General features: G+C 73.0%; 12 protein-coding genes. 9 read left to right on the forward strand and 3 right to left on the reverse strand.

The window, feature by feature from the left end:
• Positions 1-135: 135 nt before the first annotated feature.
• Positions 136-1,638 (forward strand): CYTH and CHAD domain-containing protein, encoded by a 1,503-nt coding sequence (locus tag ACZ3KP_RS25020; RefSeq protein WP_467501805.1) that lies wholly within the window; start codon positions 136-138, stop codon positions 1,636-1,638.
• A 104-nt stretch (positions 1,639-1,742) separates the two neighbouring features.
• Positions 1,743-3,725, forward strand: coding sequence for a TIGR03960 family B12-binding radical SAM protein (locus tag ACZ3KP_RS25025; RefSeq protein WP_467501806.1), 1,983 nt, complete (start codon positions 1,743-1,745; stop codon positions 3,723-3,725).
• A 69-nt stretch (positions 3,726-3,794) separates the two neighbouring features.
• Here the strand turns inward: ACZ3KP_RS25025 and ACZ3KP_RS25030 are convergent, their stop codons facing one another.
• Entirely contained in the window at positions 3,795-5,000 is a 1,206-nt protein-coding gene (locus ACZ3KP_RS25030) for a cytochrome P450 (protein ID WP_467501807.1), read from the reverse strand.
• A 188-nt stretch (positions 5,001-5,188) separates the two neighbouring features.
• On the opposite strand from ACZ3KP_RS25030, the gene ACZ3KP_RS25035 reads away from it, so the two are divergent.
• The 4 genes from ACZ3KP_RS25035 (at position 5,189) to ACZ3KP_RS25050 (ending at position 9,944) form a co-directional block, all read left to right on the forward strand.
• On the forward strand, positions 5,189-5,428 hold the full coding sequence (locus ACZ3KP_RS25035; protein WP_467501808.1) for a DUF6400 family protein: 240 nt from the start codon (positions 5,189-5,191) through the stop codon (positions 5,426-5,428).
• Between the two features lie 133 nt (positions 5,429-5,561).
• Positions 5,562-6,134: a hypothetical protein gene (locus tag ACZ3KP_RS25040; protein ID WP_467501809.1), complete on the forward strand. Its 573-nt coding sequence runs from the start codon at positions 5,562-5,564 to the stop codon at positions 6,132-6,134.
• A gap of 114 nt (positions 6,135-6,248) precedes the next feature.
• A complete protein-coding gene (locus ACZ3KP_RS25045) occupies positions 6,249-7,175 on the forward strand; it encodes a polyphosphate kinase 2 family protein (protein WP_467501810.1) in 927 nt (308 codons plus the stop codon).
• Positions 7,176-7,214: 39 nt separating this feature from the next.
• Positions 7,215-9,944 (forward strand): cation-translocating P-type ATPase, encoded by a 2,730-nt coding sequence (locus ACZ3KP_RS25050; RefSeq protein WP_467501811.1) that lies wholly within the window; start codon positions 7,215-7,217, stop codon positions 9,942-9,944.
• A 48-nt stretch (positions 9,945-9,992) separates the two neighbouring features.
• Here ACZ3KP_RS25050 and ACZ3KP_RS25055 read toward each other — a convergent pair whose 3' ends face one another.
• Both ACZ3KP_RS25055 and ACZ3KP_RS25060 read right to left on the reverse strand, forming a co-directional pair.
• Positions 9,993-11,711 (reverse strand): diacylglycerol/lipid kinase family protein, encoded by a 1,719-nt coding sequence (locus ACZ3KP_RS25055; protein WP_467501812.1) that lies wholly within the window; start codon positions 11,709-11,711, stop codon positions 9,993-9,995.
• Positions 11,712-11,989: 278 nt separating this feature from the next.
• On the reverse strand, positions 11,990-12,343 hold the full coding sequence (locus ACZ3KP_RS25060) for a DUF805 domain-containing protein (RefSeq protein WP_358972821.1): 354 nt from the start codon (positions 12,341-12,343) through the stop codon (positions 11,990-11,992).
• A gap of 174 nt (positions 12,344-12,517) precedes the next feature.
• Here ACZ3KP_RS25060 and ACZ3KP_RS25065 point away from each other — a divergent pair, with 174 nt between their 5' ends.
• The 3 genes from ACZ3KP_RS25065 to ACZ3KP_RS25075 all read left to right on the forward strand — a co-directional run bounded on the left by ACZ3KP_RS25065 (position 12,518) and on the right by ACZ3KP_RS25075 (position 18,722).
• Entirely contained in the window at positions 12,518-13,342 is an 825-nt protein-coding gene (locus ACZ3KP_RS25065) for a hypothetical protein (protein ID WP_467501813.1), read from the forward strand.
• A 120-nt stretch (positions 13,343-13,462) separates the two neighbouring features.
• Positions 13,463-14,227: a TIGR03936 family radical SAM-associated protein gene (locus ACZ3KP_RS25070; protein ID WP_366888894.1), complete on the forward strand. Its 765-nt coding sequence runs from the start codon at positions 13,463-13,465 to the stop codon at positions 14,225-14,227.
• 274 nt (positions 14,228-14,501) lie between these two features.
• Positions 14,502-18,722, forward strand: coding sequence for an Rne/Rng family ribonuclease (locus ACZ3KP_RS25075; protein WP_467501814.1), 4,221 nt, complete (start codon positions 14,502-14,504; stop codon positions 18,720-18,722).
• The last annotated feature ends 242 nt before the right edge of the window (positions 18,723-18,964 follow it).

Below are 18,964 nucleotides of genomic sequence, written 5' to 3' on the forward strand. Positions count from 1 at the left end.
CGCAGCCGACCGGGGAACCCGGCGGGGTGAGGACACCGGCAACGGCGTCTTCACCTCGCAGACATGTCCCGTCCCCCCGGGATTCACCCCCGTCGCCGTCTGCCCCTGAGGCGGCCAAACCACTAGATTCAGCTCATGGCGGATACGAAGCGTGAAATCGAGCGCAAGTATGAGTCCGACGACAGCGGCCTGCCCGACCTGACCAAAGTCGCCGGCGTGGCGCACGTCCTCGACAAGGGCACCACGGAACTCGACGCGACCTACCACGACACCTCGGACCTGCGCCTGGCCGCGGCCAGGATCACCCTGCGCCGCCGCAAGGGCGGCAAGGACGCCGGCTGGCACCTCAAACTCCCCGTCGCCCCCGGCGTCCGCGACGAGATCCACGCCCCGCTCGCCGACACCGTCCCCGGCGAACTCGCCGCCCTCACCCGCTCCCGGGTCCGCGAAGGCCAGCTCGTCCCCGTCATCCGGCTGCGCACCACACGCGACGTGCGCAACCTCGTCGACGCCCACGGCCGACTGCTCGCCGAGGTGAGCGTGGACCGCGTCCACGCCGAACGCCTCTTCGGCGGCGAGGGCACCGCCCAGTGGACCGAGATCGAGGTCGAACTCGCCGACGGCGGCGACCCCGCCTTCCTCGACAAGGTGGAGAAACGCCTGCGCAAGGCCGGCGTACGGCCCTCCGACTCCCCGTCCAAGCTGGCCCGCGCCCTCGCCGAGACCAAGGGCGGCCAACCGCACCCCGCCCCGGCCCCCGGCAAACCCGCAACCGCCGGGGACCACGTCCTCGCCTACGTCCGAGCCCAGCGCGACGCCATCGTCGCCCTCGACCCCGCCGTCCGCCTCGGCACCGAGGAGGGCGTGCACGACATGCGGGTCGCCACCCGCAGGCTGCGCAGCACGTTCCGCACCTTCGGCAAGGTCCTCGACCGGAAGATCACCGACCCGGTCGCCGCCGAACTGAAATGGCTGGCCGGCGAACTCGGCCTCGGCCGCGACCTGGAAGTCCTCGCCGAACGCCTCACCGGCGCCCTCACCGACGTACCCCCCGCCCTGGTCTCCGGCCCCGTCCACGACCGGCTGCGGGCCTGGGCCGACGCCGGTGAGCGCGGCTCCCGGCACCGCCTGCTCGGCGTCCTGGAATCCCGCCGCTACCTCGACCTCCTCGACACCCTCGACGCCCTGGTCGCCGACCCGCCCCTGCTGAAAGCGGCCGCCAAGAACCCGGAGAAGGTGCTCGCCGAGGCCGTACGCAAGGACTTCGACAAGCTCACCGGCCTGATCGAGACGGCCATGGCCGAGCCCTCCGGCCACGACCGCGACCTCGGCCTGCACGAGGCCCGCAAGAAGTCCAAGCGCACCCGCTACGCCGCCGAAGCGGCCCGCCCCGCCCTCGGCGGCCCGGCGAAGTCCCTGGTCAAGGGCATGAAGTCGCTCCAGTCCCGGCTCGGCGAACACCAGGACAGCGTCATGGCCCGCGAAACCCTCCGGGAACTGTCCGCGGTCGCGCACGCCGCCGGCGAGAGCGCCTTCACCTACGGGCTGCTGTACGGCCGCGAGGAACAGCGGGCGGCGGCCGTCGAGGCCGGGCTCCCGCACGCCTGGAAGAAGACCAGGAAGGCGGCGCACGTCTGAGCGGACGTACGGGGGACTGCGCCGGGCACGTTAGGCTAGATGGTCACCCTCCCCCCAGCCTTCGGCCGGGGGGTGCCCCAAGTCAGCTCACAAAGGTCCGCGACATGCCTGCCGAAGCCGCCGCCCAGGTCGCCGAGTCTGTGTTCCCGCAGCTGGAAGCCCTGCTCCCGCATGTGCAGAAGCCGATCCAGTATGTCGGCGGAGAGCTCAACTCCACGGTCAAGCCCTGGGAGTCCTGCGACGTCCACTGGGCGCTCATGTACCCGGACGCCTACGAGGTCGGCCTGCCCAACCAGGGCGTCATGATCCTCTACGAGGTCCTCAACGAACAGGACGGCGTCCTCGCCGAGCGCACCTACAGCGTGTGGCCCGACCTGGAGGCGCTGATGCGGGAGCACGGCGTCCCGCAGTTCACCGTGGACAGCCACCGCCCCGTGAAGGCCTTCGACGTGTTCGGCCTGTCCTTCTCCACGGAGCTCGGCTACACGAACATGCTCACGGCCCTCGACCTCGCGGGCATCCCCCTGGAGTCCAAGGACCGCACCCTCGACGACCCGATCGTCCTCGCGGGCGGCCACGCGGCCTTCAACCCGGAACCCATCGCGGACTTCATCGACGCGGCGATCATCGGCGACGGCGAACAGGCCGTCCTCGACATGACGGAGATCATCCGCGCCTGGAAGGCCGAGGGCCGCCCCGGCGGCCGCGAGGAGGTCCTCCTGCGCCTCGCCAAGACCGGCTCCGTCTACATCCCCGCCTTCTACGACGTCGAGTACCTCCCCGACGGCCGGATCGCCCGCGTCGTCCCCAACCGCTCCGGCGTCCCGTGGCGCGTCTCCAAGCACACCGTCATGGACCTGGACGAGTGGCCGTACCCCAAGCAGCCGCTGGTCCCGCTCGCCGAGACCGTCCACGAGCGGATGTCCGTCGAGATCTTCCGCGGCTGCACCCGCGGCTGCCGCTTCTGCCAGGCCGGCATGATCACCCGCCCGGTCCGCGAGCGCTCCATCACCGGCATCGGCGAGATGGTGGAGAAGGGCCTCAAGGCCACCGGCTTCGAAGAGGTCGGCCTGCTCTCCCTCTCCTCCGCCGACCACTCGGAGATCGGCGACATCGCCAAGGGCCTCGCCGACCGCTACGAGGAAGACAAGATCGGCCTCTCCCTGCCCTCCACCCGGGTCGACGCCTTCAACGTCGACCTCGCCAACGAACTGACCCGCAACGGCCGCCGCTCCGGCCTCACCTTCGCCCCCGAGGGCGGCTCCGAGCGCATGCGCAAGGTCATCAACAAGATGGTCTCGGAGGACGACCTCATCCGCACCGTCGCCACGGCCTACGGCAACGGCTGGCGCCAGGTGAAGCTCTACTTCATGTGCGGCCTGCCCACCGAGACCGACGACGACGTCCTCCAGATCGCCGACATGGCGACGAAGGTCATCGCCAAGGGCCGCGAGGTCTCCCGCTCCAACGACATCCGCTGCACGGTCTCCATCGGCGGGTTCGTCCCCAAGCCGCACACCCCCTTCCAGTGGGCCCCGCAGCTCTCCGCAGAGGAGACGGACGCCCGCCTGGAGAAGCTCCGCGACAAGATCCGCGGCGACAAGAAGTACGGCCGCTCCATCGGCTTCCGCTACCACGACGGCAAGCCCGGCATCGTCGAGGGCCTCCTGTCCCGCGGCGACCGCCGCATCGGCGCGGTCATCCGCGCGGTCTACGAGGACGGCGGCCGCTTCGACGGCTGGCGCGAGCACTTCTCCTACGACCGCTGGATGGCCTGCGCCGACAAGGCCCTCGCCCCCTACGGCGTGGACGTCGACTGGTACACCACCCGCGAACGCACCTACGAGGAGGTCCTCCCCTGGGACCACCTCGACTCGGGCCTCGACAAGGACTGGCTATGGGAGGACTGGCAGGACGCCCTCGACGAAACAGAGGTCGAGGACTGCCGCTGGACCCCGTGCTTCGACTGCGGGGTGTGCCCGGCCATGGACACGGCCATTCAAATCGGCCCGACCGGCAAGAAGTTGCTGCCGCTCACGGTCAAGAACGCGGGTCCGGCGCCGGCTTCGAGCGGGCACGTGCACTGAGGTCAGCGGGGTCCGAACCCGGCCGGGGGCGTGCCTCCAGGCCGGATTCGGACCGCTACCAGGTCACTGCTACCAGGTCACCGGGAGTTCCAGCGGGAAGCGTCTGATCGTCTCCGTGTCCCAGCGCACTTCCTCCGCGGGCACCGCGAGACGCAGGCCGGGGAACCTCTCGACGAGGCGGCCGACGGCCACTTCGAGTTCCGCCATCGCCAGCGGCATCGCGATGCACCGGTGCCCGCCCCAGCCGAACGTCATGTGCGGGACGCTGGGACGGTCCAGGTCGATCTCGTGCGCGTCCGGATACCGCTGCGGGTCCCGGTTGGCCGTCAGGTACGACACGTGCACGAAGTCGCCCGCCTTGATCCGCGCCCCGTCCAGTTCCACGTCCTCCAGAGCCACCCGGGGGATCCCGACCCCCTTGCGGAACGGGATCCAGCGCAGCAGTTCGTGCACGACGTCGGTCAGCGTCTCGGGCCTGCGCTGGAGGTGCCGCATCAGCTCGGGGCGGGTCAGGAGCAGGTAGACGATGTCGCTGATCTGGCAGGTCGCCGTGTCCTGGCCGCTGAGCGCCAGAGTCAGGGTCATCACCGCCAGCTCCCTGTCGTCGAGCTGCTCCTCGCCCTCCCGCGCCGCGGCCATCGCGCTGATGATGTCGGGGCCGGGCGCGGTACGGCGCTGCGCGACGAGTTCGGCGAAGTAGTCGATCAGCTCGGCCTTGGCCGTCGCGGCGGCCTCCTTGCTGCCCGCGCCGACGACGAGCAGGCGGTGCACGGACTCCTCGATCCGGGGCCAGTCCTCCCGCTCGATGCCGAGCAGGTCGAGGACGGCGTGCTGGGGGAGCCGGTTGGACAGGTGCCGGACCAGGTCGGCCGGCGCCCCGTCCTTCTCCATCTCGTCCAGGAGACGGTCCGCGAGCCAGACGATCCGGGGGCGCATGCCGTCGACCTGCTGCTGGGTGAAGGCCTGTGAGGCCAGGTGGCGGACGCGGCTGCTGTGCGGCGGGTCCATCACGTTGATCGATTCCGGGGAGACGATGGGCTCCGGCGTCATCCGGGGGTAGTCGTGGCCGATGATGGCCGCCCTGCTGAGGCGAGGGTCGGTGGTGACCTGCTTGACGGCGTCGAAGCCGGTGATCAGCCAGGCGTCGGCCGCGCCGTAGGGCAGCCGGATGCGTGCGGGGGAGCGGCGCTGCATCAGATCGGCGAGCGCCGGGTCGAAGTCGAGCGCTTCGCTGAAGTCGAACGGGCAGATGCTTGTCTCGTTGTCCGCGGCCATCAGCCGGTTCCTCCAGAGCTGGGTACGACGTCGGTGGTGGGCCTCCCCTCGCAGGAATGCAAGCACGGGAGTGCGCGTCGGCCGCTGACCGGCACAGGTGCACCCGGCCAGGTGGGCTAACACCGAGTCGCTGTGATGTCCCCCACGAGGTCTTGTCGGGACCGGACAGCCTCCCTAAATTCGGTCATATGTCCGACAAAGATTCCTCCCTTCCCGCTGGGCCGGTCGAGTTCTCCGTCGATCTCACCGGGCACGAGATGACCCGGCGCGCCCACGTCATGAACGCGCTGGGCGCCGAGTGGGACCCCGTCGAAGTGATGCGGGGCGAGGAGGAGGCGTACGACATGCTGTACTCCGGGCTCGACGCGGAGCAGCAGCGGCTGTACGACTCGCTGGTCGAGGCCGGAGTGCTGCCCCGGCGCGCCTGAGCCTCCCCGGGCCCCCTCGGCCCCTCGGGCCCCCTGGACCCCGCCGGGGCCGCTGTGCGCCGTGCGCGGGTGCCGCCACCGACGTGCCGCTGCGGTGTTTGCGTCCGCGACGGGTGACGGCCACCGTGGACGGGTGCTTCTCGTTCCGGGCTGGTTGTGGCGGCGGGGGCCGGTCGGCCCGGGCGTGGGCGTGGGCCTCGCCGCCGGTGTCTGCGGTGCGGCCTTCGTCCTCCTGGAGGCGGGTTCACGGGCCGGCGCGCCCGTGGTTCTCGTGGTGCTGGGCCCGTTCCACGGGGGCCGGGCGGCATGTCGCACGGCCCGGGTCTGGCCCGCGGCCGGCGTCATGAGCGGTGCGGACCGAGCGGCCGTCGTGGGCGTCGTGGGCGTCGTGCGGCGGGGCGAGACCCTCGCGGATCCCCGGCTCGCGCCCGGTGTCGTGGCCTACGCGGCCGCCCTGCGGCGGGCCGCCGAGGAAGACCGGCCGCGGCGCCGCCTCGTGGCGGCCGTCACCGTGCTCGCGGTCGTCCTCGCCGGGTACGACACCCTGAACGGCGCCCCCGACGAGCTGACCGCGTCCTGGCTGGTCGTCGGGCTCTGCCTGGCCGACCTGCTGTGGTGGCCCCGCAGCACCTGCTGTGGTGGCCCCGCAGCCGCGCCCGGCTGCTGTCCCCGGCCGACCGGGCGGCGGCGTCGGCCCGCCGCCTGACAGGCGGTCCCTGAGCAAGCGTGCGCCCGGCGCCGGAACCACCCCTCAGGGGTGAGGCGCCCCGGCGTGACCCGACCGGATGCTGCTGGGAAGCGGACGAAGGGACGACGGGCGATGGGCGACGACAAGGTCGAGCGCGACGAGAGAGCGGAGCGCATAGCCGAGTTCATCGAGCCGCTGCGGGTCGAGCCCGGGACCCAGGTGCGGCTGGCCAAGGACTTCGACCCCGGATACAAGGCCGGCATCAGCAAGAAGAAGGAGGGCGTCGAACTGCTGCGCACCGGCGTCGAACTGCTCGCCGACTACCAGCGGCGGCTGGCCGCCCAGGACACCTACGGCGTGCTGCTGTGCCTGCAGGCACTGGACGCCGGCGGCAAGGACGGCACGATCCGCCACGTGATGAGCGGAGTGAACCCGCAGGGCGTGCGCGTGTCCAGCTTCAAGGTGCCTTCGGACGAGGAACTCGACCACGACTTTTTGTGGCGCTACACCCGCGCACTGCCCCGGCGCGGAGAGATCGGCATCTTCAACCGCTCGCACTACGAGGAAGTGCTCGTCGTCCGCGTCCACCCGGAGAACCTGCTCCGGCAGAAGCTGCCCGACGCGGCCCGCGGCCCCGACGTGTGGGAACGACGCTACCGGGAGATCAACGACTGGGAACGTTATCTGAGCGACAACGGCTTCAGGATCGTAAAAGTGTTTCTGAACCTGTCGAAGGAAGAACAGCGTTCCCGTTTCCTCAAACGCATCGACATTCCCGAGCGGAACTGGAAGTTCTCGTCGGCCGACATACGCGAACGGGCCCGGTGGGACGACTACCAGCAGGCCTTCTCACAGATGCTGTCCGAAACCAGCACGCCGTGGGCGCCCTGGTATGTCGTTCCCGCCGACCACAAGTGGTTCGCCCGGGTGTGCGCGGCCGCCGTGCTGGCGCACACGCTCATCGACATCGACCCCCGGTACCCACACGTCGGCGCCGCCGCCCGGCGTGAACTGGCCGAGGCCAAAAGGGAACTGAAGGCCGAGAAGAAGCACCGGTGACGAAGGAGTGACGGACGGGCCCGGGACGGAGGCACCTTCATGACCGCGCAGACAGACGCTCCGCAGGACCGGGACACCGGCGGCCGGCCGTGGTACGCGCGTCCGCCGGCGGAGGTGGCCGCGGCGTTCGAGGTGGATCCGGCCGTCGGACTGACCACCGCACGCGCCGCGGAACTGCTCCGTACGCACGGCCCCAACGCACTGCCCGAGGAGAAGCCGCTGCCGGGCTGGCGCCGCTACCTCGCCCAGTACCGCAGCTACATGCAGCTGGTCCTGCTGGGAGCCGCCGTCGTCTCGCTCGTCATCAGGGAGTGGAGCACCGGCGTCCTGCTGCTCGTCCTGACCGTGGTCAACGCGGTCGTCGGAATGCGCCAGGAGGGCAAGGCCGACAGCGCCATGAACGCGCTGAAGTCGATGATGAGGGCGACCGCGCGGGTACGCAGGGACGGCACCGAGTCGAAGGTGCCCGCCGAGGAGGTCGTCCCCGGCGACGTGGTGCTGCTCGCGGCGGGCGACGAGGTGCCCGCGGACGGCCGGATCGTCACGGCGAACGCCCTGGCGATCGACGAGTCGGCACTGACCGGTGAGAGCGTGCCGGCCGCGAAGGAACCGGGGGTGCTCACCGGAACCGGTCTGCCGCCCGGAGAACGCCACAACATGGCGTTCATGAACACCCCCGTCACCCACGGCAGCGGCACCGTGGTGGTCACCGCCACCGGCGTGGACACCGAACTCGGCCGTATCTCCGGGATGCTGTCGAGCACTCGCCGGGAGGCCTCGCCGCTGACCAGGGAGATGGACCGGCTCACCCTGTGGATCACGGCGACCGCCGGGGTGACGATGATCCTGATGTTCGTGCTCGGCCGCGCCCGCGGTACGGCGTGGGACGCGCTGTTCGTCAGCGCCGTGTCCCTGGCGATCGCCGCCATCCCGGAGGCGCTGCCGACCGTGTCCCAGACGATCCTGTCCATCGGCGCGATCGACCTGTCCCGGCGGCAGGCGATCGTCAAGGACCTGCCGTCGGTGGAGGCACTGGGGTTCACCTCGGCGATCAACTCCGACAAGACCGGCACGCTCACCATGAACCAGATGACCGCCGTCGAGGTCATCGACCCCGGGGACCGCTACACCGTCTCCGGCACCGGTTACGGCCTCGAGGGCAGGATCCGGCACCCGGTCGGCGGCGCCCCCGACATGACGGACGCGATCCTGCCCTACCTGCTCGCCAACGACGCCCGCCTGGTGGACGGCAAGGTGATCGGCGACCCCACGGAGGGCGCCCTGCTGATCCTCGGCCACAAGGCGGGCCTGGACGTCGACGCCACCCGGGAGCGGCTGCCACGGCTGGCCGTGCTGCCCTTCGACCCCGCCTACAAGCTGATGGCCACCTTCAACCGGGCCACCGACGAGACGGGCCGTCCCGTGGTCCGCTGTTTCGTGAAGGGCGCGGCGCCCGCCATGATGGCCCGCGCGGCCACCGCACTGCGCGAGGGCAGGTCCGTCCCCTGGGACGACGCCCTGCGGCGACGGGCGCAGGAGCACGTCGAGCGGATGGGCGGCGAGGGCCTCAGGGTGATGGCCGCCGCCCGCCGCGACCTCGACCCCGCCGACTTCGACCCGGACGGCGACCTCCTCGGCCATGTCACCGACCTGCAGATGACCAGCCTGGTCGGAATGGTCGACCCGCCGCGCGCCGAGTCGAGGGCCGCCGTCGCCGACGCCCAGGCCGCGCACATCAGGGTCCGCATGGTCACCGGCGACGACGTCGTCACGGGCGCCGCCATCGCCCGGCAGCTCGGCATCGAGGGCGAGGCCGTGCTCGGCGCCGACTTCGCGGCGCTTCCCGAAAGCGAACGACTCGCGCGGATCGACGGCATCGGTGTCGTAGGCCGGGTGGCACCCGAGCACAAGGTGCTGCTCGCCGAGACCCTGAAGAAGAAGGGCAACGTGGTGGCCATGACCGGCGACGGCGTCAACGACGCCCCCGCGATCAAGGCCGCCGACGTCGGCATCGCCATGGGTTCCGGCACGGAGGTGGCCAAGAACGCGGGCCGGATGGTGCTCTCCGACGACAACTTCGCCACGATCGTCTACGCCGTCGAACAGGGCCGCAAGATCTACGACAACCTCACCAAGTACATCCGGTTCGTGCTCGTCCTGCTGGTGGTGTTCGTGCTGACGTTCCTCGGCGCGACGCTGTTCGACATCGCCGCGGGGGAGCCGTTCACCCCGGCGCAGGTGCTGTGGATCCACTTCTTCGTCAACGCCGCCTTCGGCTTCGCGCTCGGCTTCGACCGGCAGAGCCCCGGCCTGATGGCCCGCAGGCCGCGTCCGCGCGGCGCGCACGTGCTGTCCCGGGGCGTGATGCTCACCGTCGGCCTGTCCGGGCTGACGATCACCATCGGGCTGCTCTGCCTGATCGAACTCGGCGCGTCCCGCTACGGCAGTGTCGCGGTCGGCCAGTCGATGGCGTTCACGTCCTTCGCGCTCTGCCTGATCGTGGCCGCGCTGGAGTGCCGCAGCGAACGGGCCACCGTCCTGACCACCGCCAGCTTCGACAGCAAGCAGATGAACCGGGCGATGCTGATCGAGTTCGTCCTCGCGGTCCTGGTCACCCAGATGGACGCCTTCCGCCGGCTGCTGGGGACGACCGAGCTGAACCTGGCCCAGTTCGCCTGGACGCTCGTCCCGGCCCTGGCGCTGCTGGTGCTGTGGGAACTCGGCAAGTTCCTCGCCCGCTGGAACGGCCGGCCGGTCGCGGGGACCTGACAGGCGCCCCGCCGATTCCGCGGGCCAGCCAGGGGAACGGCTGCGGGCTCACCCGTGGGAGCGGCTGCCGGTGCGCCGTCCTCGAGGGGTGAGCGCCAGGCGCAGCACCTGCCGCCAGTCGGCCGGGGGCCGGTTCGGCGGGGTGCCCGGACGGTGCCTGGGCACCCGGACCCGCAGCGCCCCGGGGGAGATCCGGCAGACCACCGGCGCGGGCAGCACGACGGACTCCCCGTCGATCCCGGCCGGAACGGTGCCACCCCGGGCGCCGACGTCCGGGGTGGCCGCCGCGCCGACGTCCGCAGTGGCACCCACGCCGGTGTCCGTACCCGGACCTGGCACGGGGCCCGCGTCGGCGTCGGCGTCGACGGGATCTGCTTCCGGAACCGGGCCGGCGTCAGCGCCGCGGCCCGCTCCCGCAACCGCGTCAGCGTCTGTGCCGGGACCTGACCTGGGTCCCGCGTCGGCGTTCGCGCCGGGTCCTGGTCCTGGAACCGTGCCGGTGTCCGGTCCCGGTCCCGGACCCGCGCCGGGTCCTGGTCCTGGTCCTGGAACCGCGCCCGTGTCCGATCCCGGGCCCGCGCCGGGACCCGATGCCGGGCCAGCGCGGGTGTCCGCGTCGACGACGACTTCGCGGGCGGCCAGGCTGGTCACGGCAGGTGACCGGCGGCCCCAGGTCAGCAGGCGGGCCGCCCGGCCGGGGCTGTCGACGCACACGCCGAGCACGCCCAGCCGCCCGGAGTCCAGGCCCTCCCGGAACCCGGGGCGGGCGGGGTCGGGCAGGGGCCGGTAGGGGTTGTTGCTGACGAGCACGGCCTGCAGCCCCCGGGCGCGCCGACGCCCGGCGCGCATGCTCAGGCGCGGCGCGTCGGGACCGGTGAGCAGGGTGGGCAGCATCTGCAGGACGGTGCGCAGTTTCGCGTCCCGGTAGCCGGGGTTGCCGACGACGGCCGCGTACGTGCCGAAGGACGCGTTGTTGACGAACACGCGCCCGGCGGCGTACCCGAGGTCCACACGGACCTCCTCGGCGTCGGTGAACGCCTCCAGCGCGGCCGCGGGGTCGTCACGGTCGAGACCGAGGTCCAGGGCGAAGTGGTTGCGGGTCCCGGCCGGGATCACCACGAACGGCACGTCGTGCCGGGCCGCGACCTCCGCGACCAGCGCCTGCGTGCCGTCCCCGCCGGCCACCGCCAGCAGGTCGGCGCCCTCCGCCAGCGCACGCCGGGCCAGCTCCGCCACGTCCTGGTGGTGCGCCGGGTCCAGCAGGACCACCCGGGCGCCCGCCGCCCTCGCCTTCTCGGCGAGCCCGAAGCGCGTCACCTTGCCCCCGCCGGAGCGCGGGTTCATGACCACCCACGGCTGTCGCGCGGGCGGCACCGCGACGGGTTCACCGGCGCTCCCGGCCGCCCGGTCCGCGGGGGTCGTCGCGATCCGCGCGGCCGTCAGCGCCAGCAGCCACAGGCCGAGGGCCAGGCAGGCGGGCACCAGCATGCCGTGGGTGGCGAACAGGACCAGTGCCGTCACCGGGGCGGCCGCCGCCAGCAGCGCCCCGGCGGCGCGGAGCGGTCCGGGGTGGGCGAGGGTCCACCACAGGCCCCCGGCGGCCAGGGCCACCGCGGCGATGGCGACCAGGACCCACAGGAGGCTCCGCAGCCCACCGCTGACGAGCAGGACGAGGAGACTGCCGAGCAGGGCGAGCAGCGCGACCCGGGCCCAGGAGAAGGCCGTGAGACGGTCGGAGCGCGGCGCCAGACGGGTCTGCGGGTTCATGGTCGTCCCTCCGACACGGCTCCCCGACGCCGGACACCTGCCGTGTCGAGGATGCACCCGGCCCCGCCGCGGACGCCTCACCCGGGGCGGGTGAGGCGGCGGTCATGGAAGTGACACGGGCGTGGGCGGGTGAGTGCCCGCGGTGGGCCGCCCACCGTGTCGTACGATTCCGCACCCGACGGCTGGAACCGCCCTTCCCGGCGACCCGCCGCGCAGGCTCTTCCCGGACAGGCGAAGGCCCGCCGGACGGATCCGACGGGCCCTCGGGTGATGCGGGATCAGGCGGCGGCCGCGTACTTCGGGTTGGGGCCGTACTGGTTCTCCTCGGGCTTGCCCTCGGAGGCGAGCCAGACGATCAGGATGATCCAGCCGACCAGCGGAATGATGCCGATCAGGATCGCCCAGCCGGACCGGCCGGTGTCATGCAGCCGGCGGACCGCGACGCCCAGGCCGGGCAGCAGGACCGCGAGCGCGTAGATCGAGCTGAGGGCGGCGAACCCGATGGCCCGGCCGACGACCGCCAGCACGATGCTGATGATCAGGTTGAACAGGAAGAACATCCAGTATTCCTGTCGACGCGCGCGGCCGCTGAACACCGCGTACTTCTTGAGTACGTCCACGTACCAGTTCATTACTCGTCCCCCCGGGGATCAAGGCTTGATTGACCCTCAGCAAATCAAGCCGACCTGGCTGGATCCATCCATATTGGCGTGAGCGGGTCAACCGTTACCGTGTCGCCGCCATATGGTGATCAAGGGGCTGAGCGGTGCCGCATCCGGACAGCTCCCCGGAGCGTCTGTACCGGCATGGGCATGCAGAACCAGCCACAGCGGCAGCCTCCGACCGGGGACCCCGAAGGGTGCCTCGTCGTCGCGATCAGGATCCCCGTCCGCGCCCTGGTGTTCCTGGTGGTAGTGCCGGTCCGCCTGCTCTGGGACGCGTCCGCGACGGCCGCACGCCTCCTCGGGCGCCATGTTCTCGCCCCCCTGGCCCGCGCCGTCGGGCGGCTCCTGCACGGCCTCCTCGTCGTCCCGCTGATCTGGCTCCACCGCCACCTGCTCACCCCCCTCGGCCACGCCCTGCTGTGGCTCCACGCGCGCGTGCTCACCCCGGTCGGCCACGCCCTCCTGCGGCTCCTCACCCCCGTCGCGCACGCCGTCGCCCGGCTGGCCGGCAAGGTCGCCGCCGGCCTGTACCGGATCGCGCGCGTGCTGCTCGTCCTGCCCGCCCTCGCCCTGTGGCACCGGCTCCTCGCCCCGCTGGCCCGGGGCCTCGGCGTCGTCCTCACGGAGATCGGCGAAGCCCTCGGCCACGCCTGGCGGGCCGCCGGGCACGTCGTACGAGCCCTGGGACGCCTCGTACGGGCCGCCGGACGAGTGCTCGGCACCCTCTTCCGGTGGATCCTCGTGGAACCCGCGCGCCGGGCGTACCGGACCGTCCTCACCCCGGTCGGGCACGTCGTGCGCGACCTCGTGCTCCGCCCCGCGGCCCAGGCCGCACACGCCGTGGGCCGAGCCGTCCGCCAGGCCCGCGCCGACCTGCGCCGCGCCCTCCTCGGCGGCCCGGCCCGGCCGGCGACCGCGGACCGACGGGAACCCACGGGCCGCGACACACGTACTCTTGGTGGATAGCAGTACACAGCGGTACGGCCCACAGCGGTACGGCCGCTTCCGCGAGAACCTCACGAGAACCACGAAGGACTGACGACACTGGGCAAGCGACAGCCCGAAGGCCCGCCGCCCGCACCCGCGGTGCAGCGCATCCGACTGCGCTACACCAAGCGCGGCCGCCTCCGGTTCACCAGCCACCGTGACTTCCAGCGCGCCTTCGAGCGTGCGTTGCGCCGCGCCGAGGTGCCGATGGCCTACTCGGCGGGGTTCACACCGCACCCCAAGGTGTCGTACGCCAATGCCGCACCCACCGGCACGGGCAGTGAGGCGGAGTACCTGGAGATCGCGCTCACCGCACCCCGCGACCCGGAGCGGTTGCGCGCCCTCCTCGACGAGTCCCTGCCCACCGGGCTCGACATCGTCGACGCGGTCGAGGCACGCACGTCAGGACTGGCCGACCGGCTCACCGCATCCGTGTGGGAGCTCCGGCTGCCCGGCGTGGACCCGGCCCTGGCCGAACAGGCCGTCGCCGCGTTCAACACCGCCGAGGCCGTCGAGGTCCAGCGCATGACCAAGAACGGCGTCCGAACCTTCGACGCCCGCCCCGCCGTCGTGCAACTTGAAACACAGAGTGAAACGGCTGATAGGCCGACCGACCAGCCCTGTGCGATACTGCGGCTGGTTGTTCGGCACGTGACGCCTGCCGTACGACCCGACGACGTCCTGTCCGGTCTCCGCGCCGTGGCCGACCTGGCGCCGCCGGTCCCCGCAGCGGTGACCAGGCTGGCGCAGGGGCTGCTCGATGAAGAGACCGGCACGGTGACCGACCCGCTCGCGCCCGACCGCGAGGCAGTGGAGGCCCTTTCGAAGGCCGAACCCGCTGCCACCGCGACGGCGCCGGCGTAAGGAAGGTCCCGCGAAGGACGGACGTCGTAGCGCAGCCCTCGGACTCGGGAGCCACCTGGGTCGGGCAGCGCACCGACCAGAAGACTTTCGCCAGGCCGTCCGCGACAAGGCGTACGGAACCGGCGAGACAGGACACAGAGAGCTCCTGTGCGGCGCCCGCGCCCCACACGGCGGCACCGCGCAACGCGCGAGCCGCGGACGTCACCGGTGGTCGCTCGACGAGCGACTCCGGACCAGGCGCGGCGCCCGGGAGCCTGACGGGAGAAACGCCCGCATGCTCGAACCGACCGAACCCGCAGAGACCCCTACGGGCTCCGAAGCGAACACCCCCAGCGACACCCTGCCGCCGCGCAGGCGTCGCCGTGCCGCGTCCCGCCCCGCGGGACCGCCCGTCGCGGCCGAGGCCGTGACCGCGGACCAGGCCGAGACCACCGCTCCGGCCATACCGGCCGCCGAGCCCACCGAGGTGGCGCAGCCCGCCGCCGCTGCCGAGCCCTCCGAGGCCGTAGCGGCCGGCGACGCGGCGCAGAGCGGTGCGGCCACGGAAGAGGCAGCTCCCGCCCCGCGCACGCGCCGTCGTGCGACCCGCCGGGTGTCCGCCCCCGCCGGGGCCCCGGAGACCGCCGAGACCGCCGAGACGGTCGTCCCCGCCACTGCCACGGCTCCCGCTGCCGCCGTCGCCGAGCCCGCCGCGAGCCCGGCCGAGGCCGCCGCGAAGGGCGCCGAGAGCGACGAGGACACCGCCCCGCCCCGGGCCCGTCGCCGCGCCACGCGCCGCGCCTCCGCACCCGCCGGAGCCCCGGCCGCCGTGGCCGCGACCGAGCCAGCCGACACCCCCGCGGCCCAGGCGGCCCCTGTGGCGGCCCCCGAGGCCGCCGAGGAGGCCGCCGAGGAGGCCGCGCCCGCTCCCGCCCCGCGCGCCCGTCGCCGTGCCACCCGCCGGGTGGCCGCGCCCGCCGCAGCCCCCGAGAGCACCGCCGCGCCCGCCGTCGCCGCCGAGGCGACCGAGACGACCGAGGCACCTGAGGTGAGCGAGACCACAGAGGCCGCCGACGCCACCGAGACCGCGGAAGCCACCGAGACCGCTGACACCACCGAGGAGGCCGCGCCGGCCCCCCGCGCGCGTCGTCGTGCCACCCGCCGGGTGTCCGCACCCGCCGGGACGCCCGAGGCCGCCGACACGGGCGCAGCCGAAGCACCGGCCGCCCAGGCCCCGGCCGCCGCCGCACCCGCGGCTGCGCCCGCCGAGCCCGTCGAGACCGAGGCCCCGCGTCGTCGGCGCCGCGTCGTACGGCAGGCCGCGACCGGCTTCTCCGAGCCCGCCGCCGCGGCCGGAGCCGACGAGGAGCCGCGCCGCCCGGCCCGGCCCGCCGTCGCCGTCTTCCAGGCACCCGTGTTCACCGAGCCCAGGTTCCAGACCCCGGATCGCGCCGCCGCCGAGGCCGCCGCCGCGTCCGTCGGCACCGAGGAGCCCGAGGAGGTCGCGGAGACCACCGCGCCCACCGGTTCCAGCGGTTCCAGCGGTTCCACCGGCACCCCGGACTCCGCCGAGCAGGCCGAGGCCGGTTCGCGGCGCCGCCGTCGCCGTCGGGGCGCCGTCGAGGAGGCCCCGGTCGCCGAGGCCGCCGCCGAGGACGAGACCGAGGAGCCGGAGGACTCCGTCGAGGACGCCGCCGACGGCGAGGACGAGGCCGAGGAGTCCGGCTCCCGCCGGCGCCGCCGCCGGGGCGGCCGCCGCCGTCGCCGGGGTGACGCCGCCGACGGCGACGGCGCCGACGACGGCTCCGACGAGCTCGCGGCCGAGCAGGCCGAGCAGGACGCCGAGGACACGGCCGAGCAGGAGGAAGAGGACGACGAGGACGCCCACGACGACGCCGGCGCCTCCTCCTCCAGCAGCCGCCGTCGCCGTCGCCGCAGGCGGCGCGCCGGTGACAGCCCCGCCGACGCCGAGCCCGGCGAGGGCGACCCGGAGCGCACGGTCGTCAAGGTCCGCGAGCCCCGCAAGCCCTCCGAGCCCTCCGACGAGGTGCAGTCCATCAAGGGCTCCACCCGCCTGGAGGCCAAGAAGCAGCGCCGCCGCGAAGGCCGCGAACAGGGCCGCCGACGCGTCCCGATCATCACCGAGGCCGAGTTCCTCGCCCGCCGCGAGGCCGTCGAGCGCGTCATGGTCGTCCGCCAGCACGGCGACCGTACGCAGATCGGCGTCCTGGAGGACGGCGTGCTCGTCGAGCACTACGTCAACAAGGAGCAGTCGACCTCGTACGTCGGCAACGTCTACCTGGGCAAGGTCCAGAACGTGCTGCCCTCGATGGAGGCCGCCTTCATCGACATCGGCAAGGGCCGCAACGCCGTCCTGTACGCCGGCGAGGTCAACTTCGAGGCCCTCGGCATGGCCAACGGCCCGCGCCGCATCGAGTCCGCCCTGAAGTCCGGCCAGTCCGTCCTCGTCCAGGTGACGAAGGACCCGATCGGCCACAAGGGCGCCCGCCTGACCAGCCAGGTCTCCCTGCCGGGCCGCTACCTCGTGTACGTCCCCGAAGGCTCGATGACCGGCATCAGCCGCAAGCTGCCCGACACCGAGCGCGCCCGGCTGAAGACCATCCTCAAGAAGATCGTCCCCGAGGACGCGGGCGTCATCGTGCGCACCGCCGCCGAGGGCGCCAGCGAGGACGAACTGCGCCGCGACGTCGAACGGCTCCAGGCGCAGTGGGAGGACATCCAGAAGAAGTCGAAGAACGGCAACGCCCCGACGCTGCTGTACGGCGAGCCGGACATGACCGTCCGCGTCGTCCGCGACATCTTCAACGAGGACTTCTCCAAGGTCGTCGTCAGCGGCGACGAGGCCTGGGAGACCGTCCACGGCTACGTCTCGCACGTCGCGCCCGACCTCGCAGGCCGGCTGTCGAAGTGGACCTCCGAGGTCGACGTCTTCGCCACCTACCGGATCGACGAGCAGCTCGCCAAGGCCCTGGACCGCAAGGTCTGGCTGCCCAGCGGCGGTTCGCTGGTCATCGACCGGACCGAGGCGATGGTCGTCGTCGACGTCAACACCGGCAAGTTCACCGGCCAGGGCGGCAACCTCGAAGAGACGGTCACCCGCAACAACCTGGAGGCGGCCGAGGAGATCGTCCGCCAGCTCCGGCTGCGCGACCTCGGCGGCATCATCGTCATCGACTTCATCGACATGGTCCTGGAGTCCAACCGTGACCTGGTGCTGCGCCGCCTGCTCGAATGCCTCGGGCGGGACCGGACCAAGCACCAGGTGGCCGAGGTCACCTCGCTCGGTCTCGTCCAGATGACCCGCAAGCGCGTCGGCCAGGGCCTGCTGGAGTCGTTCTCCGAGACCTGCGTGCACTGCAACGGCCGCGGCGTCATCGTCCACATGGAGCAGCCCAGCTCCGGCGGCGGTGGTGGCGGCGGCAAGCGCAAGAAGCGCGGCCGCGGCGGCGACGGGCACGAGCACGAGCACGACGTCCACGAGACCCACGAGGTCGTCGACGACGGTGCCGTCGAGCACGCCGAGGCCGTCCACGCGGTCGAGACCGCGGCGGAGGTGGCGGCCGAGGTCGCCGAACCCGTCGCACTGACCGCGCCCGCCTTCGCGCCGGACGAGGAGCTCTACAGCAGCGTCGCCGAGGCGGAGGCCGCGGCCGGCCGCGGCCGCACCCGCCGCCGGGCGAGCCGCCGGGCCTCGGCTCCGGCCGGCGCGCCCAGGGAGCGCGCGTCCCGCAACCGGGGCGCCGAGGCCGAGGCGCCGACCGCGCAGGCCGTGCCGGCCGCCGTGGCGGCCGAGCGCGAGGTGCTGCCGGAGCCGGCCGCCGAGGCGCACGCCGAACCGCCCGCCGTGGAGGACCCGGTCGTCCAGGCGTCGGAGGCCGTGCAGGCCCCGGCCGCCCCGGAGACCCCCGCCGCGGTGGAGGAGGCCGCACCGAAGGGCCGTACGCGTCGGCGTGCCACCCGGAAGGTGTCGGCGCCCGCCGGGTCCCCGGCAGGGGCCGAGGCCGCCGTGGTGACCGTCGTCGCCGAGAGCGCCCCGGCGCAGACGGTGGCGGAGACGGTCACGGAAACCCCTGCGGAGCCCGCTGCCGAACCGGCCGCCGAGGCCGCGCCCGCGCCCGCCGAGAGCGCCGCTCCGGCCCGTCCGCGCCGCCGTGCGGTGCGCAAGGCCACCGCGCCGACCGCGTCCGAGGAGGCGGCCGTCGTGGTCGTGCCGTCGGCGGAGTCCGAGGCGCTGGCGGCCGAGGCCCCGGAGGCCGGGGAGCCGGCGGTCGGGGAACCGGCCGCCGAGGAGGCCGCCCCGGCCAAGAAGACGGCCCGTAAGACGGCCGCCAAGAAGACCGCGGCGAAGAAGACGGCGGCCAAGAAGACCGCCGCCAAGAAGACCGCGGCGAAGAAGACGACGGCCAAGAAGGCGGTCAAGACCGCCAAGACGGCCGCCGCCAAGTCGACGGCGAAGAAGACCGCCACGGTCCCCGCCGCCTCCGACGAGGGCTGACGCCCGGCACGCGGGGCCGGTCCTCGTGACCGGCCCCGCACCGCACCCCGGGGCCGAGTGACCGGCCCCACACCCCCGGGGCCCGGTTTGACCCCCTCGGCCACCGCCCCGTAACCTTGACCGTCGGCGTGTCCATGGATATGAGGACGCGCCACATCCCCGTAAACCTCTTCCTTCGGAGCACAGGGTGTTCCGAAGAGGCCGCCCGTATGCCGGGCGGCTGGACTTCGGGGGTGCCGTTC

It is taken from the genome of Streptomyces sp. NPDC020958 (assembly GCF_055562175.1).

What these genes read in the sequence shown, in the direction of transcription:
- ACZ3KP_RS25050 (WP_467501811.1), top strand. Translation starts at nt 7,215, where the DNA reads ATGACCGCGCAGACAGACGCTCCGCAGGACCGGGACACCGGCGGCCGG.
- ACZ3KP_RS25025 (WP_467501806.1), top strand. Translation starts at nt 1,743, where the DNA reads ATGCCTGCCGAAGCCGCCGCCCAGGTCGCCGAGTCTGTGTTCCCGCAG.
- ACZ3KP_RS25035 (WP_467501808.1), top strand. Translation starts at nt 5,189, where the DNA reads ATGTCCGACAAAGATTCCTCCCTTCCCGCTGGGCCGGTCGAGTTCTCC.
- ACZ3KP_RS25045 (WP_467501810.1), top strand. Translation starts at nt 6,249, where the DNA reads ATGGGCGACGACAAGGTCGAGCGCGACGAGAGAGCGGAGCGCATAGCC.
- ACZ3KP_RS25075 (WP_467501814.1), top strand. Translation starts at nt 14,502, where the DNA reads ATGCTCGAACCGACCGAACCCGCAGAGACCCCTACGGGCTCCGAAGCG.
- ACZ3KP_RS25030 (WP_467501807.1), bottom strand. Translation starts at nt 5,000, where the DNA reads ATGGCCGCGGACAACGAGACAAGCATCTGCCCGTTCGACTTCAGCGAA.
- ACZ3KP_RS25060 (WP_358972821.1), bottom strand. Translation starts at nt 12,343, where the DNA reads ATGAACTGGTACGTGGACGTACTCAAGAAGTACGCGGTGTTCAGCGGC.
- ACZ3KP_RS25020 (WP_467501805.1), top strand. Translation starts at nt 136, where the DNA reads ATGGCGGATACGAAGCGTGAAATCGAGCGCAAGTATGAGTCCGACGAC.
- ACZ3KP_RS25065 (WP_467501813.1), top strand. Translation starts at nt 12,518, where the DNA reads ATGGGCATGCAGAACCAGCCACAGCGGCAGCCTCCGACCGGGGACCCC.
- ACZ3KP_RS25055 (WP_467501812.1), bottom strand. Translation starts at nt 11,711, where the DNA reads ATGAACCCGCAGACCCGTCTGGCGCCGCGCTCCGACCGTCTCACGGCC.